The sequence below is a fragment of the Micromonospora sp. NBC_00860 genome (assembly GCF_045207375.1).
Lineage (GTDB): Bacteria > Actinomycetota > Actinomycetes > Mycobacteriales > Micromonosporaceae > Micromonospora > Micromonospora vinacea.
On sequence record NZ_CP108825.1, the window covers coordinates 886007 to 912052 of the forward strand.

Here is a 26046-nt window from a genome sequence, read left to right on the forward strand (position 1 = left end):
GACGTATTGGCCCTTGACCGGAGGGTAACGGGTGAGAAGGAAGCTACGGGGACCGCTGATCGCGGCCCTGGTGGTGGCCCTGGCGGCCACCCTGGGCGGGACGCAGGTCCTGTCCGAACAGAGACCGGAAGGCGCCGCGAGCGCCGACGACGACGGAAAGGGTCTGCTCGACCGGCTCGGGGGCGCCGCCCGCGGGTTGGTCGGCGACGGGCCGGACCGGCCCAGGCCGGAGGTCATCAGCGCCGGGCTGTCGGTGCAGGAGAACACGCCGGCGGGCAAGGCGTGGCCGGCGCAGAAGCGGGTCAAGGAGCTGACCGGCAAGCGTACGGCGAACGGCAAGACCTACCAGCTGTCCGACGGGCGCACCCAGGCGGAGATCTCCGCGGTGCCGGTGCACTACAAGGACTCGAAGGGCCGCTACCAGCCCATCGACACCACCGTCCGGCCGACCAACGACAAGGGCTACGTCCAGGGCAACCGCACGAACGCCTTCACCAGCCTCTTCGGGGACAGCTCGGATGAGCTGGCTCGGTTCGAGCAGGACGGCCGCAGCATCGAGCTGGGGCTGGCGGGCGCGCCGCAGGCGGTCACGCCGAAGGTGTCCGGCTCGACGGTGACCTACCCCGGCGTGGCCGGTGGCGCGGACGTGGTCTACGACGTCACGTCGACCGCGCTCAAGGAGAAGATCGTCCTGCGTAAGGCCCCGGCCGCGCCGGTGTCCTACACGTTCACGCTGGACACCGCGGGGCTGGTCGCGCAGCAGCGCGAGGACGGCTCGATCGCGTTCGTCGGCCGCGACGGCGGCCGGACGTACTTCGAGATGCCCGCGCCGTTCATGTTCGACGACAAGGACGACAAGGCCTCGCCGCACGGCAAGGTGTGGAGCGACAAGGTCACCCAGAAGGTGACGCAGTCCGGTGCCACCACGACGGTCACCGTCACCCCCGACGCGGGCTGGCTGGCGGACTCGGCGCGGGTGTACCCGGTGGTCGTCGACCCGACCATCAAGGTGCAGCCGGTGCCGACCGACGCGCAGGACGTCGCGATCTACTCCGGCGCCACCACCACGAACTACAACGACACCTACCAGCTGAAGGTGGGCACGGACGCCTCTCAGTCGTGGCGGTCCCTGGTCAAGTTCGACGTCAGTTCGGTCCCGGCGAACACGCCGATCGACGACGCGCGGCTGGACATGTACTACTCGCAGACCCATCACGCGTGGGGCTTCGACGTGGCGATGGAGGCCCGGCGGGTCACCCAGCCGTGGACGGACAGCACCGCGAACTGGTCGAACATGAACGCCAACATGGCCGCACAGCCGGCCGGCAACATGGTCACCAAGGACGACGGTGACTCCGGCACGTCGATCAGCGGCACCTGGCCGTACTCGGCCAACGCCGAGCTGACGCCGCTGGCGATCAACGGCGACTACCGCTACAACAGCGACACCACTGCCGGGAACACCCACACCTGGGTGCCGACCATCACCGAGTCGGGTGACTACCAGGTCGAGGTCCACTACGTCTCCGAGGCGGACCGGCCGACCAACGCCCCTTACACGGTCTACTACAACGGCGGGTCCAAGACCTACAACGTCGACCAGACCGGCAGCGGTCTCGGTGAGTGGAAGACCCTCGGCGTACACCCGTTCGTCGCCGGCACCACCGGCAAGGTCGTCCTCGGCGACGTGCTCGGCAAGTCGGTGATCGCGGACGCGGTCCGCTTCACCCGCTGGGGCGTGACCACCAAGAAGGCCGCGGTCTCCAACGTCTGGAGCTCGTTCCCGGTCCGCAACGCCGTGCAGGAGTGGGTCAACAAGTCCCAGCCGAACTACGGCTTCATGGTCAAGGCGGTCGACGAGGCGAAGAAGGGCCGCGGCGGCCCGATCTTCGAGGCGTCGGAGTTCGCGTACAACAATGCGCGGCGGGACTACAACCTGCCGAAGCTGGTGGTCACCTGGGGTACCCCGGGTATCGCGGTGAACCCGCCGACCACGATCACCTCGACCGGTGCGGTGCTGGACTGGCCGGCCTACCCGGGCACGGACATCGCCGAGTACCAGGTGCACCGCAGCATCTTCCAGGAGTACACGCCGTCGGCGGCCACCCTGGTCGCGCCGGTCTCCAGCACGACCCGCACCTACCAGGACACCACCGCGGTCCCCACGCCGGCGGACAACACCGACCCGTTGGCGCGGAAGTTCTACTACTACATGGTCGCGGTCAAGACCAAGGACGGGCGGCTGATCGCGGGTCCGACGCAGTCGGCGATCCTGCCGAAGGCGGGTCAGATCACCCGGATCTACCGCACGGGCACCACGGACACCACGCTGGCGCAGAGCCGGCCGACGGAGAACGTGGACGTCTACGACGGTGACCCGTACGTCAGCCCGGGCAACAACTCGCCCTACTACGGCGACACCCACGGTTTGGTGAAGTTCCCGACGCTGACCGGGATCCCGACCGACGCCCAGGTCGTCGACGCCGACCTGCGCCTGTACAACACGTCGCTGTTCCCGGGTACGGACACCGACGAGTACGTGGACGTCTACAAGCTCAAGCGGGCGTTCACCGAGACGAAGGCGACCTGGAACACCTACGACGGTGTCAACGCGTGGACCACGGCGGGTGGTGACTACGACACCACCTGGAAGGCGGGTACCACCGGTTTCACCAACGACCCGGAGTGGGCGAGTTGGGACATCACCGCTGCGGTTAAGGGCTGGGTGACCACCCCGACCAGCAACAACGGTCTGCTGCTGCGTCAGCGCGACGAGGTGAACCAGACCGCGCGGGCGATGCTGCTGTCGTCCGAGGCGCAGGAGCCGTTGCTGCGCCCGACGCTGGAGGTGACCTACCTCGAGCAGAATGCCGAGTCGACCTACTACGCGGCCTCGACGCCGGCGTTGACGACGCCGAACGCCACGTACACGGTGCCGATGACCCTGTCGAACCCGACCCTGGCGGCGTGGAACCCGACCGACTGGGAGCTGGCGTACGACTGGAAGCGGCCCGACGGGATCACCGACGGCGCGGACGCCACCTTCGAGTTGAAGACGGCGCTGCCGAAGAGCGTCCCGGCCGGCGGCACGGTCGATGTGGCCGCGCAGGTGAAGACCCCGCCGTCGTCGACGGACGGGAACAAGCGCACCGACTACGTGCTGCAGTGGGATCTGCGCAACAAGCTCACCGGCAAGAAGCTGTCGGAGACCACTCCGGCGATCCAGCCGCTGCCGCAGAACGTGGCGGTGGAGGAGCCGACCTCCGACCAGCTGGGTCTGGAGAAGTTCTACTCGTACGCGGGGAAGAACACCGGCGCCGGCGGCTCGCTGATGAACAACCTCTACTCCGGCAACACGGTGTGGTCGTACAACGCGATCAACAACCCGTCCCGCGGGCTGTCGACGTTCGTGCGGCTGGCCTACAACTCGCTGGACACCAGCGACTCGGTCGCCGGGTTCGGCTGGTCGCTGCAGGCGTCGTCGTTGATGCGCCTGGGCACGCCGTTGGACTTCCACCCGAACCCGAACCCGACCAAGGTCACGCTGACCGACGGTGACGGTACGAGCCACTGGTTCACCTGGGACGCGGCGGCGAACGAGTGGAAGAGCCCGAAGGGTGTGCACCTCTACCTGCAGAAGTACAGCAGCGTGGACTGCAAGCCCAACGTCCAGGAGCCGAAGGCGTGGGTGCTGACCCGGCCGGACCGGACGCAGTTCTTCTACGACTGCGAGGGCTTCCTGTCCAGCATCGTGGACAACAACCAGAACGAGATGCGCTTCGTGTACGAGGAGCGCAAGTCGAACAACAAGCCGACGAAGTTCCTCAAGTACATCCTCGACGCGACCGGCCGTCAGACCCTGACCGTCGAGTACTTCGCTAAGGGTCAGACCTACGACTACATCGACGATGTCACCTGGACCCGCAAGACCGGGACCGGCCTGACCAACCCGAAGATCATCGACCACATCTCGGCGATCACCGACATCTCCGGGCGGAAGCTCAGCTTCGCGTACACCGACAAGGGTCTGCTCGGTGAGCTGATCGATGGTGCCGGCTCGACCGACGGCGCGCCGAAGACGTTCAAGTTCGCCTACGACATGACCCAGGGCAACAAGAACGTCAAGCTGGTCAAGACCACCGACCCGCGGGGCAACGCGACCAACCTGGTCTACAACTACCCGCAGGCCGGCGACGACCCGAAGTGGCACTGGACCACCAAGTCGTACACCGACCGGCTCGGCTACCTGACCCAGTTCGGCTACGTCGACCCGGACGGCCCACAGGGCAACAACATCAACGCCACGGTCACCGACGCCGAGAACCACGCCACGGCCTACCAGCTGGACGGCTACGGGCGGGCCTACCAGACCACCAACGCCAAGAACGAGACCACGAAGTTCGGCTGGGACGACGACCACAACGTGGTCCGGCTCGAGGAAGCCAACAGCGCGGTCTCCACCTGGGCGTACGACGCCAAGACCGGCTACCCGACGCTGGTCAAGGACGCCGAGGCGGTCAAGAACGGCTGGCCCGGCACGGCGCTGACCTACCAGCGCCAGCTCAACGGCTACGTGGCCGAGGTGGTCAGCAAGACCAGCTCGGAGGGCCGCAAGTGGACCTTCACGTACACCGCCGAGGGTGACGTCGAGACGGTCACCGATCCGGTGGGCAACACCACGGCGACCGCCGGTGACTACACGAGCACCAGCACCTATGACGAGTGGGGCCAACTCCTCACCGCCAAGGACGCCAACGGCAACACCACCAAGTACGGTCCCTTCCACCCCAGCGGCTACCCGACGACGATCGAGGATCCTGGTCCGGGCTTCTCGTACTTCACGTACGACGACCGGGGCAACACCCTCGAGGTCAAGAACGGCAAGAACGCCAAGGTCACCCAGGCGTACGACACCTTCGGCCGGCCGAAGGCGAAGGTCGAGCCGATGGACGCGGCGAACAACCGCTTCATCACGACCAAGGCCCCGGTCTACGACGCCAACGACAACATCACCACGGCGTACGCGGCCAACGGAGCGGAGTCGACCTCGGTCTACGACAAGGCCGACCAGGTCACCGAGTCGTACGCGCCGAAGGACGTGGCAACCGACCCGGAGCGCAAGAGCACCACGACGTACGACAAGGTCGGCAACGTCCTGACCGCCACGGAGCCGCAGGGCAACCTGACCTCCACGGTCGGTGACTACACCACGACCACCAAGTACGACGCGATCTACCAGCCGATCGAGGTCACCAACGGCCTCGGCCAGAAGGTGGTCTCGGAGTACGACAACGTCGGCAACGTCACCGTCCTCTACGACGCGAAGAAGACCGCCAGCGCGGCGGACGACTACACGTCGAAGTTCGACTACGACTGGAACCACCGGGTCGTCAAGACCACCGACGCGGTGGGCAAGTTCACCACGGCCCGGTACGACAAGGACGGCCTGACGCTCGGGACCACCGACGCGGATGGCAACGAGTCGCTGGCGACGTACGACGCCCGCGGCGCGCTGGTCGAGTCGAAGGTGCCGCACAAGAAGGACGCCTCCGGCAACAACGTCTACCGGACGAGCAAGTACGAGTACGACCAGGTCGGCAACCAGACGAAGGCGATCACGCCACGCGGTGTGGACACCGCCGACGACGCCGACGACTTCGCCGTGGTGACCGTCTACGACGCGCTCAACCGCAAGAAGGAGGAGTGGTCGTCCTACGACAAGGACGACAGCCGCTACAACACGCCGGACAAGACCTTCTACACCTACGACGAGATCGGCAACCTGAAGAAGGTCAGCGCGCCGCCGTCGGAGGGGCAGAGCGTCCGTAACGACACCGAGTACACCTATTACGACAACGGGTTGACGAAGACGTCCAAGGACCCGTGGGACATCGTCAACTCGTACGACTACAACGACCTGGGCCAGCAGACCAAGAACACGCTGAGCTCGGCCGGCGGGTCGACCACGCGGACGATGACGTGGGAGTACTACCAGTCCGGCAACGAGAAGGGGCGATCGGAGGACGGCCTGCCGGTCGGCAAGGACGTGGTCCTGGTCGACAACTCCGACTCGAACAACACCGCCTCGCAGGGCAGCTGGACCAGCGGCGCCGCGACCGGGAACTACGGCTACGACGTGGCCACCGCGCCGGCGGGCAGCGGGTCGGCGCAGTTCAACTGGCAGCTGAACATCCCCCGGGACGGCAGCTACGAGGTGTTCGTCCGGCACCCGCAGGTCAGCGGTGCCGCGACGGACGCGAAGTTCACCATCACCCACAGCGGCGGCAGCGTCGTGAAGACGGTGAACCAGACCCAGAACACCGGTTCCTGGATCAGCCTGGGCAGCTACCCGTTCGTTGAGGACGGCGTCCAGAAGATCACCGTCACCGACCAGGCGACGGGCAAGGTGCTCGCCGACGCGGTCAAGCTGGTGCGCGACAACGCCGGTGACGTGGACAACGAGAAGAAGGAGTTCACGTACAAGTACAACCCGAACGGGATGCTGGTCGAGGTCAAGGACCTCAGCCCGGGCGCGAAGGTTGACCGGTACGACATCGCGTACGACCAGCTGAGCCAGATCTCGTCGGTCAAGGAGTTCGTCGGGACCGCGACGGAGCCGAAGAACACCACGGCGCTGACCTACGACGACAACGGCAACCCGCTCACCTCGACCCACGACCTCACCTGGTCGAAGATCGAGTACGACGCGCGGGACATGGTCGCCAAGGTGACCAACGCCGACTCGCCGACGGCGGGCAACCAGCAGATCTCGACGTTCACGTACACCGCTCGCGGGCAGATGCTCAAGCAGACCAAGCCCAACGGCAACACCGTGGACTTCGAGTACTACCTCGACGGCGCCACCAAGCACCAGCTGGAGAAGACCTCCGGCGGGGCGACCGTCGCGGAGCACACGCTGGAGTACCAGGCCAACGGGCACCCGTCGCGGGACGTGCTCAAGTTGATGAACGCCGACAACGGGTCGGACTACATCGACAACACGTACGTCTTCAACTACGACCCGCAGGACCGGATCGCCAAGCTCGACAAGACCGGTGACAGCACGTCGACCGAGACCTACGTCTACGACGCCAACGGCAACACGGTGTCGCAGACGGTCGCCGGTACGACGAGCACCAGCAAGTACGACCGGAACCGGCTGCATTCCACCACAACCGGTGGCGTGACGGAGACGTACAACTACGACCCGCTGGGCCGCCTCGACACCGTGTCGGTCGGCGGCGAGCGGGCGCAGAAGTATTACTACGACGGTTTCGACCGCACCGCGAAGACCACCGCGGGTGTCGGCGCCACGGCCAAGTCGACCACCTACGTGTACGACCCGTTCGACCGGACGGTGTCGCAGACGGCGGACGGCAAGACCACCCTGTTCACGTACCTGGGGATGGACAACCAGGTGCTGCGCGAGGAGATCGCCGGCAAGGCGGAGAAGTCGTACCAATACGCCCCGTGGGGTCAGCAGCTGACCCAGATCAAGCACAAGGATGACGGCAGCCGGGAGTACTCGCAGTTCATCTACCGGCCGCGCGGTGACGTCATCGGTATCACGAAGGAGGACGGCAAGACTCGGGCGACGTACGGCTACACGGCGTACGGCTCGGACGACGAGTCGCAGTTCACCGGCGTGGACAAGCCGGGTGCGCAGCCGGAGGGTGAGGAGCCGTACAACGCGTTCCGGTTCAACGCTTCCCGGTGGGACGCGGGCTCGGGTACGTACGACATGGGGTTCCGTAACTACGACCCGGGTCTGAACCGGTTCCTGACGCGGGACACCTATGGCGGCGCCATGGCCGACATGGGTCTGGCGATGGACCCGTTCACGGGTAACCGCTACTCGTTTGCCGGCGGTAACCCGGTCAGCTTCATCGAGCTGGACGGGCACCTGTTCGGGATGTCGTGGTCGGATATCGGCCACGCCGCCTTGGACGTCGCCGGGATGGTGCCGGTGATCGGTGAGGTCGCCGACGTCGCCAACGGCATCTGGTACGCCGCTGAGGGCAACTACGTCGACGCGGCTCTGTCGATGGCTTCCGCGATCCCGCTGGCGGGTAACGCGGTGGCCGCGGCCAAGCTGGCGAAGACGGGTAAGAAGATCGCCGACGGTATCGACACGGCCAAGGACCTCGAAAAGGGTGTCGAGGCCACCGTCGACGGGCAGAAGGCGCTTCCCACCAATACGCCGAGTGCCAAGCCCAACGAGCCGTCCGCACCTTCCTGCCGCGTTCCTCCTCGTCCCAACAGCTTCGTGCCAGGCACGAAGGTGGTGATGGCCGACGGCAGCAGCAAGGTCATCGAGGAATTGAAGGTCGGCGACCGGGTGCTGGCCACCGACGTGGAGACCGGCCAGAACCAGGACCGTGTCGTCACCAACGCCCGCAGCGTCGAGGGTAAGAAGACCTTCGTCACCTTCACCGTCGACCTTGACGGCAAGGACGGCTCCAAGACCGGGAGCATCACCTCCACTGATGCCCACCTGGTCTGGCTCCCCGACGCCGGCGTGTGGGCCAAGGCCGAGCAGCTCAAGCCCGGCATGTGGCTGCAGACGGCTGCTGGGACTTGGGTTCAGATCACGGCGGTCAAGCAGACCGTCAGGCACGAGCGGGTTCACAACCTCACCGTCGATGGCGTCCACAGCTACTACGTGGTCGCAAATGGCACTCCGCTCCTCGTCCACAACAACTCCTGCAAGACGGACGCGGAACTCCAGGCCGATGCCGACGCAATTGCCAAAACCTGGCAAACGAGGTACGGAGACCGTGCGTACAACGGGACGACGGTGAGTACGGGTCACCTCAATGGGGAGCTTGTTTACACCGTCAATCGGAACAACACCAACCCGGATGCTCGCGCTCTGGCCGAGAAGCTCGGCTACCGGCGAGTTTCCGGCGCGGACCTGCGAGGCCCGAACCAGACGGATGCCGAGCAGATCATGCTCAATGCCGTCGACAAGGGCAAGGTGGGATCCGACGGTCGCATTGCAACCTCTCGAATCCCTTGTGGCCTGGTGCGTCCCACCGGTAAACCGGGCCAGAACTGTGGCGGCAGAATTGGAAGCGGTAAGTATCCGAACATCCGAGTAGTCGGTAGGTGGGGGGCCGGCGTCGGCTAACCGCACCTTGCCGGTCGGGTAGTTCACCGACTCTGTCGGATTGGTGCCAGCCACCGCCTCCTCGGGAATCTCGGGAGGCGGTGGCTGGTCGCATGCCACGCAAGGTCTTCGCTTACTCTGCACCGGTGGCCGGATCTTCGTCCTGAGCGTCGACGCATCGAAGAGCAACTGTGGCCGCGGCGTGAGGTGCGGCGGAGCAGGCTAGTCAACAAGTCTGTATGATCGCGTCATGCGCTTCCGTTCCCTGGTCCGCCACTGTGGAGTGGGCTGGAACGCACTGCGGGGCGATCGCCATACCGGCCACCTGGCCAGTCCTGATCGGGTCAGCAGAGCGGTCGACGGGGTGGGTGGCATCAGCGAGGATCAACTGTTCACTGTCCCGAAATCTCTTGACCATGTTTGTTTTGGATCGCTTCACTGGGCGATAGCGAAAACTGGAGGACCAGTTGCTTCTTTGGGACCACGAGATGCAGCCCTTGCGGGATGAGTTGCAGAGCATTCAGCCCCCGCAGCGGTTGGCCCTGGCAATGGCAGTGATGGAATGGACCCGCGATAAGATGGGTCAGATCGAGACAGCGGAAATCACCGACTACCTGGATCGGGGAATGGCGGCCGGCCGTGAAGCGCTGTCGGCCGGCCGGGACAAGATCGATCTCTCCGAGGAGATGCTCGACGAGTATCAGGACGTCCTGGACGTGGCGGACGAGCCCGGCACATCGCACATGTTGTCCGCCCTCTTGGCTTGTGCCGACGCGCCTGAGGGGCTGACGGGTGAGGTTCTCTACGGCGTCCTCTCCTTCTGCTATGAAGGGCTTCTCGATCGAGAGGAACTGCCGGAGTGGACGGTGGAAGCCGAGCGAGCGAACGCCAGGTGCGTTGAGACGATCGCCTTTCAGAAGAGGCTCGTGAACGAAGCACTCGGACGTTGAGGCGGATGGCGTCGTACGTCAATGACGGGCGCTGATGGCGCTGGCACACGTGAGGCCGGATCCACGACAGGTGATCCGGCCTCACGTCTGTGCGGGGTTAGGTGAAGAGCGTCTCGAATAGCGGCTCGTGCCTGTCGTGGGCGTCTTCGTCAGGCTGCCGGGCGGTTGTGGCGCCGGCGAGGGGCCCGGCACCCGCCATGGGTCTGTTCACGAGTCCAGGGGAGGGCACCCGCCCGCTCACGGGAGGCGGCGTTGCCAGGCAGGGACATCGAGAGCGTCTGCTTTCGGGCGTGCCGCACTCAGTGGTCGGTGAACGGGAGGTTTCCTGTGCTGTCGCAGTCACTCGAGGCGCTGTGGGCTCACTTGGCTACAGCTGGTCGACCGGTGGTTGCCGCGCGTGTTCCCGGCCCAGGCGTGGAAGACGTGAAGTCTGCGTTCGGCGAGCCGATCCCGGACGTGGTGGCTCAGTGGTTCAACTGGAGCAACGGAGTCGCTGGCACGCCCGGGCAGACGCAGGATGACGCCTCGGTCATACCCGGTTACTGGCCGCTGTCGATTATCGAAGCTAAGTCAATCATGTCTGGCTACATCGACGCCGACGCGGAGTTGGGCGATCACTGGGTGCCGTTGCTGGGTTCCGGTGGTGGTGACTTCTACGCTGCTGTCTTCGACGAGTCGCTGCATGAAGTGGGTGTCTTCACCGTCATGTCCGGCGGCGACACGGAGATTTCTTTCCATTCGGTCGAAGAGATGGTTGATGGGTTTCTCGAGCTCTATCAAACCGGTGTCTTCTTCGTGGATGTCGACGGCACCCTCGAAGCCGACGATGACCGCTGGGTGGAATATGAGTCCAGAGTTGGTGGTGCCGCGTAGTCGATGAAGACGAAGACGAAGGATGAGCAATCGTTGATTGAGTGAAGGGCCCATTCCTGGCGATAGGGGTGGGCTCTTCACTCATCTGCGGAAGCTGTAAAAGGCACCTACATCTGGGACGGGACAAGAGTTGCTGGCAATCTCAGCGTCCGCTCGGGGTGAGGCAGGCAAGGTAATGGACAAAAGAGTCGATCCGACCGATGTAGTCGGAAGGACTGGCGGCGTCTACGCCGCTCCTGAAGATTTTGAACGAGCCTTGGACCTATGGTGCTACAAGGCCGAGAAGGAAGGCTGGCCCGTGTCGGTACTCGACCGAGAGCGCGTCCCGGGCAAAGACGGACGATGCGGGACGGTTGACGTGGAGGGCCTGAGGTACCAGGTGCGTTATGGACCCCGAACCCGCACGATTGTTATCGACGACAGCAATGGACATGATGTCGAGCGACCTGCCTTTGCGTACGCCGTCTGGGCTGAACCGGTCGTGCTAGAAATATTCCTCGTCGAAGAGTAGCGCGCACCGCAGCGGGTGCCTCCGCTTAACCACAACGGGGCACCCGCCGCTTTGGGCGTCACCAGAAGCGGTAGCGGTGGGCAGGTGGGCAAACGCTCTCCATGCGCGCTGCGGCCGCTGGCGCTCTAGAAGGGCGGGGTTCGAGTCGCCGTCGACCGCGTAGCTCACGCGTTCTCATGGACGTTCTTGGCCGCGGCTTGCGCCGCCGTAACAGGACGGGCGCCGACAAGGCGGCGCTAGTAGCGTCCGGCATCCTCGTCGGAATAGCCGCTGGCGATTACGTCCGCATAGATCCGCGCGAACGCCTCACTACGAAGGAGTGGGACGGGGCCCCCGATCCGACGCCTCCTGTGCAGTTCGCACCTCACTCAAGTCCAATAGCCGGATCTCGCCCTCCAGGCGACGAAACTCGGCTACTTGTGCATCTTCAGACGAAGATTCATCAGTCGCCATGTCTTCAGCTGCCTCTGCGAGTTCCTCGGCATGCTCGAAGACACGTCTCAGCCGGTCTAGATCCTCTGGCCCTGCCAAGTAGTCGAAGACCTCCGTTGCCAACACCAGATGGTCAACGATCTCCGTCTCGAAGGGAGGGCCGTCTGGATCGCTGGACTCCAAAATGCGCTCGACCACTTCCCTTACCTGTCGAAATTGCTCGGTGGGTACCTCGATGCCAGCACTCGCCCAACGGTAGACATGAGCGCCGAGGGCCCGCACCTGCGACAGTGCTTCCCGATGTTGTTCGAACCAGGGCGAGAACTTCCGATCCTGATCGAAGCCAAAGTATCGGACGAGGACGAGAGCGGCAGCACTCTGACGAGCGGCAAAGCCGAGCAGAGACGCCTGGCGCATGTGCTCCTCCAGGTTCGTCACCGGAGTTTCCTCTCGCTCACGTGGTTGAACTCCTATCGAGCTATTCGAGCCTGTGCGACTTGGGTTCCATCGGCAGGGAGCCGAGATTGCTGCCCACGGCGAGTGCGACGAGGTGGCGGTGTGTAAGCGGAATACCCGCAGCAACAGCCGGACCAAGGCCGTGCCCAGCGCCGACACGGCCAGGTTCTCCGAGGATCACCAGGATTTCGGCCTCTCCCACTGGACGCACGTGGGCCGCTGCCCACCGGACAGACAGAACTCTTTGACCGCACGGCGCAGCAGATCGATCGGAATCTCCGAATTCGCTGGGAACTCCGTCACATGACTTACGCACGAATAACGAACCTCAGTGCGGCCCGCTTTTGGCCCTGCGGTCGTCCAGTTTCCGCTGGCATCCATGAACTCAAGAACGCCGACCTGAAGCCTATGGTCGGCACCGACCAACAACTCATGATCGGGAGTCCCGGAAGGTAGAGGTGACCGTTCCAGGGAATGCAGCTCCGCTAGATTCTGCTGAGTCGGCCCCGCCAACAGTGAATCGATCAGCCCGTCTACATCCGCTGACGCGGTAAGCAACTCACGCTTGTCGTCATGCTGCGGGCGATAATAGGCCTCTACCCGGAACTGCATCAACAACCCCTCCTGCAACCGGCGATTCTGGTTTCACGCCCCCCGCCCGCGAGGACCATCGGCTGCGGGCCACCCCGGACATCGGGACAGCTAGGCGGTGGGTGGAGACTTCGAGATCCGCCATTCGAAGTCCCCGCGTCGCGGATGACCGTCAAGGAGAGTGGCCAACGCCGAGGTCGGTGCCGCGGGGATGGTCACGGCAATCACGCGTGCGGCGTGTGCGTCGATCTCGCCGCCGACCTCGGCAAGCCGCGATTCCATGTCTCTGAGGTCCTCGAGTTCCAGGTCCCGGCGGTAGTAGATCTGCAGCGCGTAGTGGTCGCCGTCGCGAACCACTCGGTAGGTTCGCCCGCCATTTTCAATGCGAACGGTATCGCCGCGGGCCATACCGTCCGCCATCAGCGGTGAACGTTCCAGCACATACAAGTCTGGACCGACGGGGGTTGCGAGCAGCGATTCGAAGGAATCCTGACCCGCCCGTGTCGTGCCGATCAACACCTGAACGACTTCCGCCAAGGGAACAAGTCCGTTCTTTCCGTACGGGGCCCCGCACCTTCCCGGTCCGCGCAGGACCGGGCTGGCCTCGGAGCGCCCGGAGTTCCGAGCAGTGAGGTTACAGGCTGCACTCCGGGCGGACGTTGATCAAGGTCAAGTTGCCGCGCTGGAGCCAGAACTGATCAACACCTGGTCTTTGCACGGGTGCGTCCGCCCGTCATCGCCGGGCGCCGCGCGGGACTGTACGAACAGCGTGGCAGGTGGTTGGGTACCTCCCGGGTGTTGAATCAAGACGTGGATGGGGCTCAACGGTGGCGGCTCTGTGGGACCGGGAGATGGCCGACGAGATCCGTATCCTCGGGCGGCTGGACCCCGATTCGCAACTCAACCTGATCGTGCGGCTGCTGGAGTGGACGGTCGAGGTTCTGCCGTCCGGGGCGCGTGAGCTGCTGGAAGGGGAGGGCCGTGGCGCCGTCGATGCAGCGCTTGACTACGTTCGCGCGGCTGCGGCGGGGTCGCCACCGGATGTCGAGTTGGAGGAGTTCGAGGAACTCGAGGACCAGCTCTCAGAACTGGCCGACGAGGTCGAGCTTCAAGACCTGTGGCAGCTCTTTGTCGCGCTGAGTGATTCTGTCGGAGTATCGGCAGTGGACGTCACGGTGGACTTCACGTGGACGATCATGTCGGCCTGCTACGACGCCATCCGTGACTGTGAGGACCTGCCGGAACTCCCGCTGGGAACTGCGGAACCTGTCGTCCTCGACGTCGAGCGCGCGAACGCCAACTGCATGCGTGCGATCGAATATCAGAAGCAACTCGTCCGCACTGCGGCGCAGGAGTAGGTGGACGCCGACACGGGATGCTGCGTTGGGCCGGAGCCTAGGCCGATAGCGGGCACGTCGGATCGCGAGGTGTGCTTGTTCATGAACGCTGATCAATTCGCGGCCGTTGCTTTCCTCCAGCGCTGGGACGCTGAGAGCGTCACGAGATGGTCGTCCCACCAGGAGGCCGTCATCCGCCACAAGCGCGCCCGCGCGTTCCTCCTCCAGCAGGGGCTGCCCCGGCGGTCGCTGCTGTTCGAGGCGGCCGAGCCGACGGGCCGTACGCAGATCCGGCGCGGTCAGGTCTGCGTGTTGCTGGGAAGCTATGACGAGGGCGAGCAGTTCTTCCTCGACGTCGAGCGTGGGCAGGTTCTGTTCGGCGCGGAAGGATTCGACGATGCCTTCCCGGTCAACGCCACCGTCGAGATGTTCGCCCAATGCCTGCTCGTGTCGGAGCGCGTGTATCCCTACTACTCGGCGGACGCAGGACCTCCGGCGTTCCTGTCCGTCGCGAGACGACTGGAGGCCCTGTTGGCCGCGGTCGACCCGGCGACCTACGAGCTGGTGGGCTCGTTCTGGAAGACCTTCGTCCACGACGTGTCCGTCGGTGACTTCGCGGTCGAAGACGTGGACTGGTGGAGCCCCTGACCGGGCCGGTCGTGCGGGAGCAGCTACTGCTCCCGCCACATGAACTCGGTCAGGAGTCCCGGCACGTCGTGGGCGAGCCGCAGCGCGGCCAGCCCGGTCTCCGGCCGCACCAGCGCGCCGGCCGGGACCCACGACTCCTGCCCGCACAGCAGGATTTCCACCAGTTCCGCGGCCGGTGACTCCGCCAGCCAGTACCAGGTGCGGTCGTGAAGCAGCGAAACGGTGCTGAACTCCTCGTGCAGCGAGACGATCAGCACGTCATCGTCGCCGTCGCCGTAGCCGAACACCGGTTCGTGGTCTGGAACGTACAGGCCGGGCAACTCCTCGAGCGTGATGACGCGGGATGCCGCGTACGGCAGGTACTTCTCCATCTCGTAGCGCATGCCGCCGAGGGTAGGACCGGGTCGCCGGGGACCGACTGGCGGAGATCGAACCGGGTGGGGACAGCGGAGGAGAGGTGGTTCAGGTGGCTTGCGGAGTCAGCTGGTAGCGGCTGCAGACGTCGAGCAACAGAGCGGCCCTGACCTCGAACCGCTCGTCGTTGCCGTCCAACTCCACATCCACCAGCACGCTGTCCTCCGCGGCCGCGAAGTGCAGCTCGACGCGCGTCTGGCCGTCCAGTTCGAGGGTGAACCAGCGGTCGTCGTCGGCGTCGGAGCCGTCGACTCCGGCGGTGAGGCGGCTCGGATCGAGTTCGTACCGGACAAGGTAGGCGATCGTCTCCACGAACGGCAGCAGGTTCCGGCGCCAGATCCAGCCGTGCATCGTGCCGTGTGGCTCGTCCCGCATTGGTGCAGGCTGGATCCCGGCACGTCGGGTGGCAAGGAAGTGAAGGGCTCCGCGCCGGGGAGCGGCCCCGCCGCTGGACGTGGGACGCGCCGCCAGAGGGAGAGCCGGCCACCCAAACGGCCAGGTCACCGGCCGGATCGGCGGTGATTACCGAGCCGTACGGCGAGTTGGCGGTGGGGCCGTCGGCGGTGTGTGCTGATGGGACGATCCGGCGCCGGACATTGGTCCGGTCGTCATGGCGGGTTTCCCGCCTCTCGGGACGGGGTAGGACCGGTGCCGCGGGCCACCGATGCGACGATGACCATCGATGTCGCAGGTCGAGGGTGAGCACCTGTGGGAGCGTTTGCCGACGGGATCTCGTTACGCTGACACGCCGTCTCAGGACATTGGCTCTCGTCACAATAGCCGAGCGGTCGAATCGCTTGTTACCTGCTCCGATGTCCGTTTAGCCTGAGCGCGCTCAAGGTGCAACGGGGGAGCTACGACATGCAACTTCAGATCCGGCTACTGGGCACAGTGGAGCTGAGCGTCGACGGCCGGATCGCCACACCCGGCCCGGCGAAACGGCGCGCGGTGCTCGCCGGGCTCGCCCTGGAGGCCAACCATCCCGTCTCGCTGGCCCGGCTGACCGGGATGGTGTGGACGGAGGAGCCCCCGGCGTCCGCGGTGGCCAACCTCCGGTCGCACGCCGCGGCGCTGCGCCGCGTGCTCGGCGACCGGCTGATCGCCCGTCCCAACGCGTACGAGCTGAACCTGGGACCGGACGAGCTGGACATCACCGAGTTCCAGCGGCTGGCGGGGGAGGGGCGTGGCCTGCTGGTCGGCGGCGAGCCGGACGCCGCCGCGGACCCGCTGCGCGCGGCCCTGGACTGCTGGCGCGGCAGCCAGGCCGGCGACGGCCTCCCCCGCGGGACCGCATTGGACAACCGCTGGGCGAGCCTCGACGAGCAGCGGCTCCAGGTCTTCGAGGAGCTGACCGAGGCACGGCTGGCCGTCGGCGAGCACCGGCCGCTGTTGTCGGAGGTCCGGCGGCACCTCGCGGCCCACCCGCTGCGCGAGCGGGCCTGGGGGCAGCTGATGCTGGCGCTCTACCGGTGCGGTGAGGTGCCCGCCGCGCTAACCGCCTACCGGGACGCGCACGCCACCCTGCAGGAGCAGCTCGGCATCGACCCGGGCGAGGATCTCGCCCGGCTGCACCGGGCCGTGCTCGACCGGTCACCCGACCTGGCCCACGTTCCGCAGGCCACCCCGATCGTCGTCGCTGCGGCCGTCCCGGTCACCCCGGCCGCGGTCAGGGTCCCCCGCGAGCTGCCGGCCGACCTGGTCACCTTTGTCGGTCGTACGCCCGAGGTGGCGGACGTGGTCGCGGCCGTGACCGGCGCGACGCCGGCCGCCGTGGTGGTCAGCGGGCCGGCGGGCAGCGGCAAGAGTGCGCTGGCGGTGCGCGCGGCGCACGCGGTGGCCGCCGACTTCCCGGAGGGACAGGTCTTCGTCGACCTCGGCTACCAGGCGACGGTGACGGCCGACGAGGTGCTGGCCCGGGTGCTGCGCGCGCTGGGGGTGCCGGCCGCCGAGGTGCCGGCCAGCGTCGACGAACGGGCCGGCTGGGTCCGCTCCCGGATTGCCGGGCACCGTCTTCTGCTGGTGGTCGACGGGGTCACCGGGGCGGAGCAGGTGCGGCCACTGATCCCGGCGGGGCCCGGCCCGGCGCTGATCGTCGTCGGCCAGCGGCAGCTGCGCAGCCTCGACGGTGTGCGGCGGGTGGCCCTCGGCCCGGTCGGCGCGGTGGGGGCGCGGGCGTTGGTCGCCGCGTTCAGCGGCGCCGACCGGCTGAAGGCGGAACCGGCCGCCACGGCCGAGCTGGTTCGGCTCTGCGCCGGCTCGGTGCTGGCGCTGCGGATCACCGGCGCGCGGCTGGCCAGTCGGCCGGACCTCTCGGTGGCGGCGCTGGTCGACCAGTTGCGCGACCGCCGTGATCGGCTGGACCTGCTGGTCTACGAGGACCAGTCGGTGCGGTCGAGCCTGGCCCTCGGGGTCGCCGCGCTGCGCTCCGGCGACGAGCTGATCGGTCGTCTGCTCAAGCTGCTCGGCGAGTCACCGGACGCGCCCGCGCTGCCCGAGCGGACGGCGGCTCGGCTCGGCGTCTCCGCGCAGCGGGCGCGGCACGCGCTGGAGGAGCTGGTCGACGCGCACCTGGCCCAGCGGACCGATCCGGGCGGCTACCGTCTGCCGGCGTTGGTGCGCGACTACGCGGCGGAGCTGGCCGGCCCGCCGGCGCTGCTCGCCGCACACCCGCTGACCGGCTGGCGGGTCGATCCGGTCGCCGCCTGAGCGCCGGTTGGCGATAAGCCGTGGTCGGCGCGGACGATCGCCACCGCGACCCGGCAGAACTCGTCCATGTCCGGGTTGAAGCCGGCCGCGATGTCGGGGTAGCCCGGAGCGGGTCTCGTCGAGCAGCCGCTGGCAGACCTCGTTGCGGACGATCCTGCCCAACCGGTGGACCGGGGGAGGGAGTTCCCGCGAGAACCAACCGAACGGGCGGGTGGGGGTCGGCCGGAGGCGTATCGACGTCGACGGCGTATGCGCTGGCAGCGGAGCTATGAAAACGCTAATGCAACCGGCCGGCGCTGGGTAGCTCCGCCGCTCACTGGGTGGGACGCGGTGCGAAAGCGCAGAACTCGTTGCCCTCGGGGTCGGCCAGCACCCACCACCAGTGCGCCTCGTCGAGCGGCTCACTCAGCAGGGTCGCGCCCGCCGCGATCAGCGCCATCGGCTCCGGGTCGACCATGTCGACGTCCCAGTGCAGCCGGTTCTTGACCGTCTTGGGCTCGGGCACCCCGACGAACACCCAGTAGTCCCAGGGGAACCCGGACGCACCGGCCACCGACGAGGTGCTCGACTCGTGCTCGACGGTACCGCCGACCACCCCGGCCCACCAGGTCGCTTGCGCCGCCGGGTCGGCCGAGTCCACGACCAGCTCGAACGGGCCCGGTCGGGTGCCCTCCCGCGCCGGGAACGCGCAGAACTCGTTGCCCTCCGGGTCGTCCAACACCCACCAGGTGGCGTCGCCGGCCGGTTCGCGAACCAGTCGGGCGCCGTCCGCGAGCAGCGCCGCCGTCTGCGCACCGGCCAACCGCAGATCCAGGTGTACGCGAGTCTTGCCGACCCGAGGCTCGGGCACCTTGTTCACCCAGATCGACTCGGCGTTCGAGCGTGCCGAGCGCGGGTCCACCCGGGTGTCGTCGTCACCGGCATCGGCCACGTCACCGTCGAGCATCCGGGCCCAGAAGGCGCCGAGAGCGAGCGGGTCGGTGGCGTCCAGACAGAGATCCTTGAAGCGCGCGATCATCGGTCTGGGTGGCTCAGTGCTGCTTGGCGTAGTTGATGAACGCTTTCCAGGCCGTCGGGTCGACGTGCAGGGTGCCGCCGTCGCGGTCCTTGGTGTCGCGCACCAGCACCACGCTCGGCAGGTTGTCGGCGACCTCGACACAGGCGCCGCCGTTGCCGCCGGACCGGGTCGACTTTCGCCACTGTGGGGTCAGCATGCCCATGACTTCGCCACTTCCTTGATCAGCTCGGTTGACTGCCGGCGGGGGAGCGCCTCGTTCCGCACGATCTCCCACGTCTTCGCCAGCTTAGCGACGTCGGTTGGTGCATCGACGATCTGCGCGGTGAGTTGGTTGTCCGCATAGGTCACGCGCTCACCGTCGGGCATCTCGGCGATGATGAACTGACCGCCCATCCCCAGGTACATCCCAGCATCCGTCGGCACGATGTGCACCTGGATATGCTCCGCCGCCGCCAACTGGGCCAGGTGCTCGCACTGCTCGACCATGAGCCCCGGCTGGTCGAGCACCGGCCGGCGCAGCACCGCCTCGTCCAGGACGGCGATGAGCTGCGGCGGGCGCGGGCGGTGCAGGATCGCCTGGCGCTCCAGCCGGGCGGCGACGATCCGGTCCACGTCCTCGGCGTCGAACCGGCCGCCGGCCAGCGTCGCGCGGGCGTACCGCTCGGTCTGGAGCAGGCCCGGCACGTACGCCAACTCGAACCAGCGCAGCGTGGTCGCCTCCCGCTCGAACTCGATCCACTCGCGCAGCCAGGCCGGCTCGGCGTCGAGCCGCGCCAACCCGTCCAGCATGCGGAGGAAGCGTCCGCCGGTCTGGTGGTGGGTGTCGACCGCCCTCATGTACTCCTTCGTGGGCGGTCGCCCGCCGGTCTCCACCGAGCTGACGTGCGAACCCGAGTAACCGATGCCCCTGCCGAAGTCGTCCTGACTGAGCCCGAACCCCATCCGGAACAGGCGCAGTTCCTCCAGCACGTAGTCGGTGACGGTCCCCATCGATTCCCCAACCTTCGCTCAGTCAGGCTCGGCGTGTCCGTCATAGGTGCTCACCTGGACCGCTGAGCTGCACGAATGGCGCGAGCACGTATCGACGGTAGTCGCCTCATCACCACACTGTCACCAGTGGCGGGTCCGCTGGTGGCCGGAATGGCGGCGGCGGGCCCTGCCTTCCGGGGTCGCTCCCGTTTCCCCCTTGCGGGAGCGGCCCCTTCCCCATCCCGGAGGAGGTCGACGTGCTCACCCCGACAGGCCAGCAGCCCTCGGCGCGGTGGCGATGATGGTGGTCCGCCCGCCCGTCCCGCACGTCGCCATGCGCCCACTGTGGCGGTGCCGCAACTGTGGCACCGAGTGGCCCTGCCAGCCGGCCAAGCTCGCACTACTGACGGAGTACCGGACCAGCCGAACCGCACTGCTGATCTACCTCGGCACCCTGATGCACGAGGCGACGAACCAGCTCACCCAACTCCACCCGGATCATCCACCGACCAGGATGACCGAGCGCTTTCTCGCCTGGGCGAGGGCCCGGAGCTGACGCTCGGCCCGCCGTCGTTCATCCCGGAAAGTGGATCAGTGGCACCCCGTCGGAGTATCCGGGCCCCTCACTGGTCAGCACCGCGGCGTCGTGGGTCAGGCCCGCCACGGCAGCTGCGGCCAGGTCGAAACGGCGGGTCCTGCGCTGCCAGAAGGTCAGCTCCGGTAGATCCTCCGCCTGCTCGGGCAGCAGCGCGCAGGAAGTCAGGGCCAGCAGCTTGTGCAGCAGGGCCAGGTCCTTGCCGGTCGCCATGGTCAATGCTTCGGTCGCTGCCACCACCGGCACCCCGAACCGCACCCCGTCCTCAATCACCTCGTGGACGGGCTCGCCCACGTGCACCGTCCGGAGGACGGCGTATCCCAGCAGGGCCGACCGATCCAGGATGAGCCGGACTGGTGCTGTTGTCTCCGAGGTCATGCGGCGTCGGCGTGGGGCGCGGTGTCGTCACCGTTCATCTCGGCCTCCATGGCCGCGCGGATCGTGGCGCGCTCCGCCTCGAACCGCTCCGCAGACCACTCAGCCTCCACGCCCAGGCGGCGGGCCCGAGCCTCGGCCACACCCTGCTCGGTGACGTGAATGCCGGCGGCGAGCAACAACTCCTTGTGCTGCTCCACCCGCTTACGCCGACGCACCGACTCCGTGACGTAGGCACTGGCCATGCGGTTGCCCTGGCTCTCCAGGATCTGACTCACGTCCGGGGGGACGGAGATCGTGAAGCGGCGCTGAGGCTCTGTCATACGTGCAGCTTACACCTGTCATACTGTTGCGCCTTGACGCTTGGGCCCGTGTCGTCTGGGCCTGCGGTCTTCCGGCCCGCGTCTCGGAGCGTGATCGACTCGCCTTCGTGAAAGGCGGGGCTTCCCTGGCGTGGTGACTGCGCGACTTCCAGGAAGCCGAGTCGATCAAGTGCGGGGCCGTCGGCGCGGGGCTCCGATGGCTGGTCGCTGTGCGCACTCCCGGTGTGACAGCCAGGTTTCGCGACTTCACGGGCGGGGCAGAGTAGCCGCTACAGAGCATCCGGGCCGGAGTTTCCGCAGCTAGCCGACTCGGAGACGGCTCGCCGTGCGCCGGGGCACGGATGCCCCTCCCCGGTCTTTCGCCGAGGAGAGGGGGAGGGCGATGACGGACCCCGAAACGGCTCGACACCGACGCCGGCCGGTTGTTCGGCTGGGGGCGGCGGCTGCCGCGCTGGCACTCGTCGCGCCGCTGGCCGCATGCGGCGCTGACGACGCTGGCGGCCCACCGACGATCAACCTGTACTACCCACCTGAGCAGAACCTGCAGAAGGTCGTCGACGACTGCAACGCGCAGGCCCAGGGGCGCTACGAGATCGCCTACCGGGTGCTGCCCCGGCAGGCCGACGACCAGCGGGTGCAGATGGTGCGCCGGTTGGCAGCCGAGGACAGCGGGATGGACCTGCTCGGGCTGGACGTCACCTGGACGCAGGAGTTCGCCAGCGCCGACTGGATCCGTGAGTGGACCGGCCAGGACAAGGCCGAGGTCGAGCAGGGCACCCTCGCCGGGCCGTTGGACACCGCCCGGTACGAGGACAAGCTGTACGCGGCGCCGAAGAACACCAACGTCCAGTTGCTCTGGTACCGCAAGGACCTGGTGCCGCAGCCGCCGACCACCTGGGACCAGATGATCAGCGCGGCCCAGCAGCTCAAGGACCAGGGCAAGCCGTACCAGGTGCTCACCATGGGCGCCCAGTACGAGGGTCTGGTCGTCCTCTACAACACCCTGGCCGAGAGCGCCGGTGGAAAGATCCTCAGCGACGACGGCAAGAAGGCCGTGATGGACGACGGCACGGTCCGGGCGTTGGAGCAGCTGAAGAAGTTCGCCACGTCGGGCGTGACCTCGCCGTCGTTCAGCAACGCCACCGAGGACCCGGTCCGGCTGGAGTTCCAGTCCGGCTCGGGCGCGTTCCAGGTGAACTGGCCGTTCGTCTACCCGGCCCTTCAGGAGGCCAACCCGGAGCTGGCCAAGCAGGTCGGCTGGGCCCGGATCCCGGGTGTCGACGAGGGCACCCCCAGCAAGGTCACCATCGGTGGGGTCAACCTGGCGGTCAGCTCCTACTCCAAGCACCCGGAGCAGTCCTTCGAGGCGGCCCGGTGCATCCGCAGCGCCGAGCACCAGAAGTTCTCCGCCATCAACGACGGCGTGCCGCCCACCATCGAGGCGGTCTTCGACGACCCGGAGATGACCGAGGCGTACCCGATGAAGGACACCATCCTGGAGGAGTTGAAGGAGCCGGCGACGCGTCCGCTGACCCCCGCCTACCAGAGCATCTCCACAGTCATGTCGGCGATCCTGTCGCCGCCGTCCGGGATCCGTCCGCAGCAGACCGCCGACGAGCTGCGTGGCGCCATCGCCGACGCCCTCCAGTCCAAGGGGGTCCTGCCGTGAGCATCAACGCCACCCCGACCGGCGCCGACGTCGCCGCCGAGGAGACCCGCCGGCCCGCCGCCGTGCCGAAGCAACGCGGCGGTCGTCGCAAGCCCCCACTGAGTGAGAACAAGAAGGCCGAACGCCGGCTCGGTCTGCTGCTCTGCGCGCCGGCCGCGCTGGTCATGATCGCGGTGACCGCGTACCCGATCATCTACTCGGTGTGGTTGTCGTTGCAGCGCTTCGACCTGCGCTTCCCCGACCAGCGTGAGTTCATCGGGCTCGAGAACTACGTCACGGTGCTCACCAACGAGTTCTGGTGGACCGCGTTCGGGGTGACCGCGCTGATCACTGTGGTCACCGTGGCCGTCGAACTGGTGCTCGGCATGGGCCTGGCGATCATCATGCACCGCACCCTGGTCGGCCGCGGCCTGGTCCGGACCTCGGCGCTGATCCCGTACGGGATCGTCACAGTGGTCGCCGCGTTCTCCTGGCGGTACGCCTGGACGCCGGGCACCGGCTACCTGGCCGACCTGTTCAGCGACGGCGCGCCGCTCACCGAACGGGCCAGCTCCCTGGCGATCATCATGCTGGCGGAGATCTGGAAGACCACCCCGTTCATGGCGCTGCTGCTGATGGCCGGGCTGGCGCTGGTGCCGGAGGACCTGCTCAAGGCGGCCTCCACCGACGGCGCGACAGCCTGGCAGAAGTTCACGAAGGTGATGCTGCCGGTGATGAAGCCGGCGATCCTGGTCGCGTTGCTGTTCCGCACCCTTGACGCGTTCCGGGTCTTCGACAACATCTTCGTGTTGACCGCCGGCGGCAACGAGACCTCGTCGGTGTCGATGCTCGCCTACAACAACCTGATCCGGGGCCTCAACCTCGGCATCGGTTCGACGATGTCGGTGCTGATCTTCATCACCGTGGCGATCATCGCCTTCGTCTTCGTGAAGCTGTTCGGCACCGCTGCCCCGGGCAGCGACGACGGAGAGAGGCGCTGACATGGCTGTCGAAACCACTACCAGGGCAAAGCTGCGCTGGGGTCTGCTCGACGTCCTCGTGGTCGTCTTCGCGCTGGTCCCGGTGCTGTGGATCGCGTCGCTGTCGTTCAAGACGCCGGCCACCCTCACCGACGGGAACTTCATCCCCCGGGAATGGACGCTGGACAACTACCGGACCATCTTCGACACCGACCAGTTCGTCCGGGCACTGGTCAACTCGATCGGCATCGCGCTGATCGCCACGCTGATCGCTGTGGTGCTCGGAGCGATGGCCGCGTACGCCATCAGCCGGCTGGACTTCCCCGGTAAGAAGCTGCTTGTCGGCGTCTCCCTGCTGATCGCGATGTTCCCGCAGGTGTCGCTGGTGTCGCCGCTGTTCGAGATCGAGCGTCAACTCAAGATCTTCGACACCTGGCTCGGGCTGATCCTGCCGTACATCACCTTCGCGCTGCCGCTGGCGATCTACACGCTGTCGGCGTTCTTCAAGCAGATCCCGTGGGATCTGGAGAAGGCCGCGAAGATGGACGGCGCCACCCAGGCGCAGGCGTTCCGGCGGGTGATCGCGCCACTGGCCGCGCCTGGGCTGTTCACCACGGCGATCCTGGTCTTCATCTTCTGCTGGAACGACTTCCTGTTCGCCATCTCGCTGACCTCGACCGAGCGGTCCCGCACGGTGCCGGCCGCGTTGTCGTTCTTCACCGGCGCGTCGCAGTTCGAGGACCCCACCGGGGCGATCTGCGCGGCGGCCGTGGTGATCACCGTGCCGATCATTCTGTTCGTCCTCTTCTTCCAGCGTCGCATCGTGTCCGGTCTGACCTCCGGCGCAGTCAAGGGATAGGTGGGTAGTCATGGCTGACATCGTGCTGGACAAGGTGAGCAAGAGCTTCCCGGACGGGACCGTCGCCGTGCAGGACGTCGACCTGGAGATCGCCGACGGCGAGTTCGTGATCCTGGTCGGGCCCTCGGGCTGCGGAAAGTCCACCACCCTCAACATGATCGCCGGGCTGGAGGACATCAGCTCCGGTGAGCTGCGCATCGCCGGGCAGCGGGTCAACGACAAGGCCCCACGGGACCGGGACATCGCCATGGTGTTCCAGTCGTACGCGCTGTACCCGAACATGACAGTGCGGGAGAACATGGCGTTCCCGTTGCGGCTGGCGAAGCTCGACAAGGAGACCATCGACCGCAAGGTCGACGAGGCGGCGAAGGTGCTGGAGTTGACCTCGCTGCTGGACCGCAAGCCGGCCAACCTCTCCGGTGGCCAGCGTCAGCGGGTGGCGATGGGTCGGGCGATCGTCCGCCAGCCGAAGGCGTTCCTGATGGACGAGCCGTTGTCCAACCTCGACGCCAAGCTGCGCGTGCAGATGCGCACCGTGGTGTCCCGCCTGCAGAAGCAGCTCGGCACCACCACCGTCTACGTCACCCACGACCAGACCGAGGCGATGACCCTCGGCGACCGCGTGGTGATCATGCGCGGGGGTGCGGTGCAGCAGGTTGGGCCACCACAGGAGCTGTACGACCACCCGAAGAACCTCTTCGTGGCCGGCTTCATCGGCTCGCCGTCGATGAACTTCCTGCACGCCGCCGTGCAGGACGGCGAGTTGCACACCGCCCTGGGAAAGGTGCCGATCGGTGACCGGGTCCGCCGGGAGTTGGAGTCGGCCGACGCGCCCCGCGAGCTGATCCTCGGCATCCGTCCCGAGCACTTCGAGGACGCCGAACTGGTCGACGACGACACCCGTCGGCGGGGCATGGAGTTCGAGGCGCCGGTGGACATCGTCGAGTCGATGGGTTCGGACAAGTACGTCTACTTCACCGTCGAGGGTGAGAAGGCCAGCGCCGCCGAGTTGGAGGAGTTGGCCGCCGACGCGGGCGCCGCCGACTTCGCCGGCGCCGGCGGCAACCTGGTGACCCGGCTGTCCGCCGAGTCGCCGGTCGCCGAGGGGCAGTCCCGGCGGGTCTGGTTCAACCTGGAGAAGATCCACCTGTTCGACCCGGCCAACGGCCGCAACCTGACCCTGCACGAGGGCCGAGCCGCCGGAGCGCTCGCCGACTGACGGTCCATTTCGCGCCGATCTTGCACTTTCGGT

General features: G+C 66.9%; 21 protein-coding genes. 11 read left to right on the forward strand and 10 right to left on the reverse strand.

The genetic code is table 11. The features are described 5' to 3' along the window. Window positions 1–31: 31 nt before the first annotated feature. The 3 genes from OH804_RS04105 to OH804_RS04115 all read left to right on the forward strand — a co-directional run bounded on the left by OH804_RS04105 (window position 32) and on the right by OH804_RS04115 (window position 10932). Window positions 32–9130, forward strand: coding sequence for a DNRLRE domain-containing protein (locus tag OH804_RS04105; protein ID WP_406062836.1), 9099 nt, complete (start codon window positions 32–34; stop codon window positions 9128–9130). Window positions 9131–9597: 467 nt separating this feature from the next. Next, window positions 9598–10059, forward strand: a complete 462-nt coding sequence (locus tag OH804_RS04110) for a hypothetical protein (RefSeq protein ID WP_196924284.1) — start codon at window positions 9598–9600, stop codon at window positions 10057–10059. A 423-nt stretch (window positions 10060–10482) separates the two neighbouring features. Beyond that, entirely contained in the window at window positions 10483–10932 is a 450-nt protein-coding gene (locus OH804_RS04115; protein ID WP_196924283.1) for a hypothetical protein, read from the forward strand. 820 nt (window positions 10933–11752) lie between these two features. On the opposite strand, the gene OH804_RS04120 is transcribed toward OH804_RS04115, so the two are convergent. The 3 genes from OH804_RS04120 to OH804_RS04130 all read right to left on the reverse strand — a co-directional run bounded on the left by OH804_RS04120 (window position 11753) and on the right by OH804_RS04130 (window position 13459). After that, window positions 11753–12313 (reverse strand): hypothetical protein, encoded by a 561-nt coding sequence (locus tag OH804_RS04120; protein ID WP_406062838.1) that lies wholly within the window; start codon window positions 12311–12313, stop codon window positions 11753–11755. A 195-nt stretch (window positions 12314–12508) separates the two neighbouring features. Then, on the reverse strand, window positions 12509–12961 hold the full coding sequence (locus OH804_RS04125) for an Imm1 family immunity protein (protein ID WP_231392752.1): 453 nt from the start codon (window positions 12959–12961) through the stop codon (window positions 12509–12511). A 72-nt stretch (window positions 12962–13033) separates the two neighbouring features. Next, complete coding sequence (locus OH804_RS04130; protein ID WP_406062841.1) at window positions 13034–13459, reverse strand: DUF4265 domain-containing protein; 426 nt, start codon at window positions 13457–13459, stop codon at window positions 13034–13036. Between the two features lie 314 nt (window positions 13460–13773). Here OH804_RS04130 and OH804_RS04135 point away from each other — a divergent pair, with 314 nt between their 5' ends. Together OH804_RS04135 and OH804_RS04140 are read left to right on the forward strand one after the other, a co-directional pair. After that, window positions 13774–14280, forward strand: a complete 507-nt coding sequence (locus OH804_RS04135) for a hypothetical protein (protein WP_196924279.1) — start codon at window positions 13774–13776, stop codon at window positions 14278–14280. A gap of 81 nt (window positions 14281–14361) precedes the next feature. Next, the gene (locus tag OH804_RS04140) at window positions 14362–14907 is read left to right on the forward strand and encodes an SUKH-4 family immunity protein (protein WP_196924278.1); all 546 of its coding nucleotides are present in this window, start codon (window positions 14362–14364) and stop codon (window positions 14905–14907) included. 23 nt (window positions 14908–14930) lie between these two features. Here OH804_RS04140 and OH804_RS04145 read toward each other — a convergent pair whose 3' ends face one another. Together OH804_RS04145 and OH804_RS04150 are read right to left on the reverse strand one after the other, a co-directional pair. Next, window positions 14931–15290, reverse strand: a complete 360-nt coding sequence (locus tag OH804_RS04145) for a hypothetical protein (protein ID WP_196924277.1) — start codon at window positions 15288–15290, stop codon at window positions 14931–14933. A 79-nt stretch (window positions 15291–15369) separates the two neighbouring features. Continuing rightward, entirely contained in the window at window positions 15370–15696 is a 327-nt protein-coding gene (locus tag OH804_RS04150; protein ID WP_196924276.1) for a hypothetical protein, read from the reverse strand. A 486-nt stretch (window positions 15697–16182) separates the two neighbouring features. Between OH804_RS04150 and OH804_RS04155 the strand changes: the two genes are divergently transcribed. Further along, on the forward strand, window positions 16183–18027 hold the full coding sequence (locus OH804_RS04155) for a BTAD domain-containing putative transcriptional regulator (protein WP_406062844.1): 1845 nt from the start codon (window positions 16183–16185) through the stop codon (window positions 18025–18027). Between the two features lie 313 nt (window positions 18028–18340). On the opposite strand, the gene OH804_RS04160 is transcribed toward OH804_RS04155, so the two are convergent. The 3 genes from OH804_RS04160 to OH804_RS04170 are packed head-to-tail and all read right to left on the reverse strand — an operon-like array spanning window position 18341 to window position 20035. After that, entirely contained in the window at window positions 18341–19045 is a 705-nt protein-coding gene (locus OH804_RS04160; RefSeq protein WP_406062846.1) for a VOC family protein, read from the reverse strand. A gap of 13 nt (window positions 19046–19058) precedes the next feature. Then, window positions 19059–19241, reverse strand: a complete 183-nt coding sequence (locus OH804_RS04165) for a DUF397 domain-containing protein (protein WP_196925063.1) — start codon at window positions 19239–19241, stop codon at window positions 19059–19061. Beyond that, window positions 19235–20035 (reverse strand): helix-turn-helix domain-containing protein, encoded by an 801-nt coding sequence (locus OH804_RS04170; protein ID WP_406062848.1) that lies wholly within the window; start codon window positions 20033–20035, stop codon window positions 19235–19237. The genes OH804_RS04165 and OH804_RS04170 overlap by 7 nt, the downstream gene beginning before the upstream one ends. Window positions 20036–20312: 277 nt before the next feature. On the opposite strand from OH804_RS04170, the gene OH804_RS04175 reads away from it, so the two are divergent. After that, window positions 20313–20570 carry a flavin reductase gene (locus tag OH804_RS04175; protein ID WP_406066419.1) on the forward strand — a complete coding sequence of 86 codons (258 nt, stop codon included), beginning with the start codon at window positions 20313–20315 and terminating at the stop codon, window positions 20568–20570. An 18-nt stretch (window positions 20571–20588) separates the two neighbouring features. On the opposite strand, the gene OH804_RS04180 is transcribed toward OH804_RS04175, so the two are convergent. Next, the gene (locus OH804_RS04180; protein WP_406062850.1) at window positions 20589–20987 is read right to left on the reverse strand and encodes a hypothetical protein; all 399 of its coding nucleotides are present in this window, start codon (window positions 20985–20987) and stop codon (window positions 20589–20591) included. Continuing rightward, window positions 20984–21307 (reverse strand): hypothetical protein, encoded by a 324-nt coding sequence (locus OH804_RS04185; RefSeq protein WP_406062852.1) that lies wholly within the window; start codon window positions 21305–21307, stop codon window positions 20984–20986. Before OH804_RS04185 ends, OH804_RS04180 begins: the two co-directional genes overlap by 4 nt. Window positions 21308–21689: 382 nt before the next feature. Here OH804_RS04185 and OH804_RS04190 point away from each other — a divergent pair, with 382 nt between their 5' ends. From OH804_RS04190 to OH804_RS04205, 4 genes are read left to right on the forward strand one after another with little or no spacing between them, the layout of a single operon-like run. After that, on the forward strand, window positions 21690–22976 hold the full coding sequence (locus tag OH804_RS04190) for an ABC transporter substrate-binding protein (protein ID WP_406062854.1): 1287 nt from the start codon (window positions 21690–21692) through the stop codon (window positions 22974–22976). Then, on the forward strand, window positions 22973–23956 hold the full coding sequence (locus tag OH804_RS04195; protein WP_112726870.1) for a carbohydrate ABC transporter permease: 984 nt from the start codon (window positions 22973–22975) through the stop codon (window positions 23954–23956). The genes OH804_RS04190 and OH804_RS04195 overlap by 4 nt, the downstream gene beginning before the upstream one ends. Window position 23957: 1 nt before the next feature. Continuing rightward, the gene (locus OH804_RS04200) at window positions 23958–24794 is read left to right on the forward strand and encodes a carbohydrate ABC transporter permease (protein ID WP_124858597.1); all 837 of its coding nucleotides are present in this window, start codon (window positions 23958–23960) and stop codon (window positions 24792–24794) included. Window positions 24795–24804: 10 nt separating this feature from the next. Beyond that, the gene (locus tag OH804_RS04205; protein WP_406062857.1) at window positions 24805–26013 is read left to right on the forward strand and encodes an ABC transporter ATP-binding protein; all 1209 of its coding nucleotides are present in this window, start codon (window positions 24805–24807) and stop codon (window positions 26011–26013) included. Window positions 26014–26046 lie beyond the last annotated feature (33 nt).

Coding starts and splice junctions, on each gene's coding strand:
- OH804_RS04200 (WP_124858597.1), top strand. CDS start 23,958: ATGGCTGTCGAAACCACTACCAGGGCAAAGCTGCGCTGGGGTCTGCTC.
- OH804_RS04185 (WP_406062852.1), bottom strand. CDS start 21,307: ATGACAGAGCCTCAGCGCCGCTTCACGATCTCCGTCCCCCCGGACGTG.
- OH804_RS04155 (WP_406062844.1), top strand. CDS start 16,183: ATGCAACTTCAGATCCGGCTACTGGGCACAGTGGAGCTGAGCGTCGAC.
- OH804_RS04175 (WP_406066419.1), top strand. CDS start 20,313: ATGATGGTGGTCCGCCCGCCCGTCCCGCACGTCGCCATGCGCCCACTG.
- OH804_RS04145 (WP_196924277.1), bottom strand. CDS start 15,290: ATGCGCTACGAGATGGAGAAGTACCTGCCGTACGCGGCATCCCGCGTC.
- OH804_RS04165 (WP_196925063.1), bottom strand. CDS start 19,241: ATGCTGACCCCACAGTGGCGAAAGTCGACCCGGTCCGGCGGCAACGGC.
- OH804_RS04190 (WP_406062854.1), top strand. CDS start 21,690: ATGACGGACCCCGAAACGGCTCGACACCGACGCCGGCCGGTTGTTCGG.
- OH804_RS04135 (WP_196924279.1), top strand. CDS start 13,774: ATGGCCGACGAGATCCGTATCCTCGGGCGGCTGGACCCCGATTCGCAA.
- OH804_RS04160 (WP_406062846.1), bottom strand. CDS start 19,045: ATGATCGCGCGCTTCAAGGATCTCTGTCTGGACGCCACCGACCCGCTC.
- OH804_RS04205 (WP_406062857.1), top strand. CDS start 24,805: ATGGCTGACATCGTGCTGGACAAGGTGAGCAAGAGCTTCCCGGACGGG.
- OH804_RS04180 (WP_406062850.1), bottom strand. CDS start 20,987: ATGACCTCGGAGACAACAGCACCAGTCCGGCTCATCCTGGATCGGTCG.
- OH804_RS04150 (WP_196924276.1), bottom strand. CDS start 15,696: ATGCGGGACGAGCCACACGGCACGATGCACGGCTGGATCTGGCGCCGG.
- OH804_RS04140 (WP_196924278.1), top strand. CDS start 14,362: ATGAACGCTGATCAATTCGCGGCCGTTGCTTTCCTCCAGCGCTGGGAC.
- OH804_RS04170 (WP_406062848.1), bottom strand. CDS start 20,035: ATGGGGACCGTCACCGACTACGTGCTGGAGGAACTGCGCCTGTTCCGG.
- OH804_RS04110 (WP_196924284.1), top strand. CDS start 9,598: ATGCAGCCCTTGCGGGATGAGTTGCAGAGCATTCAGCCCCCGCAGCGG.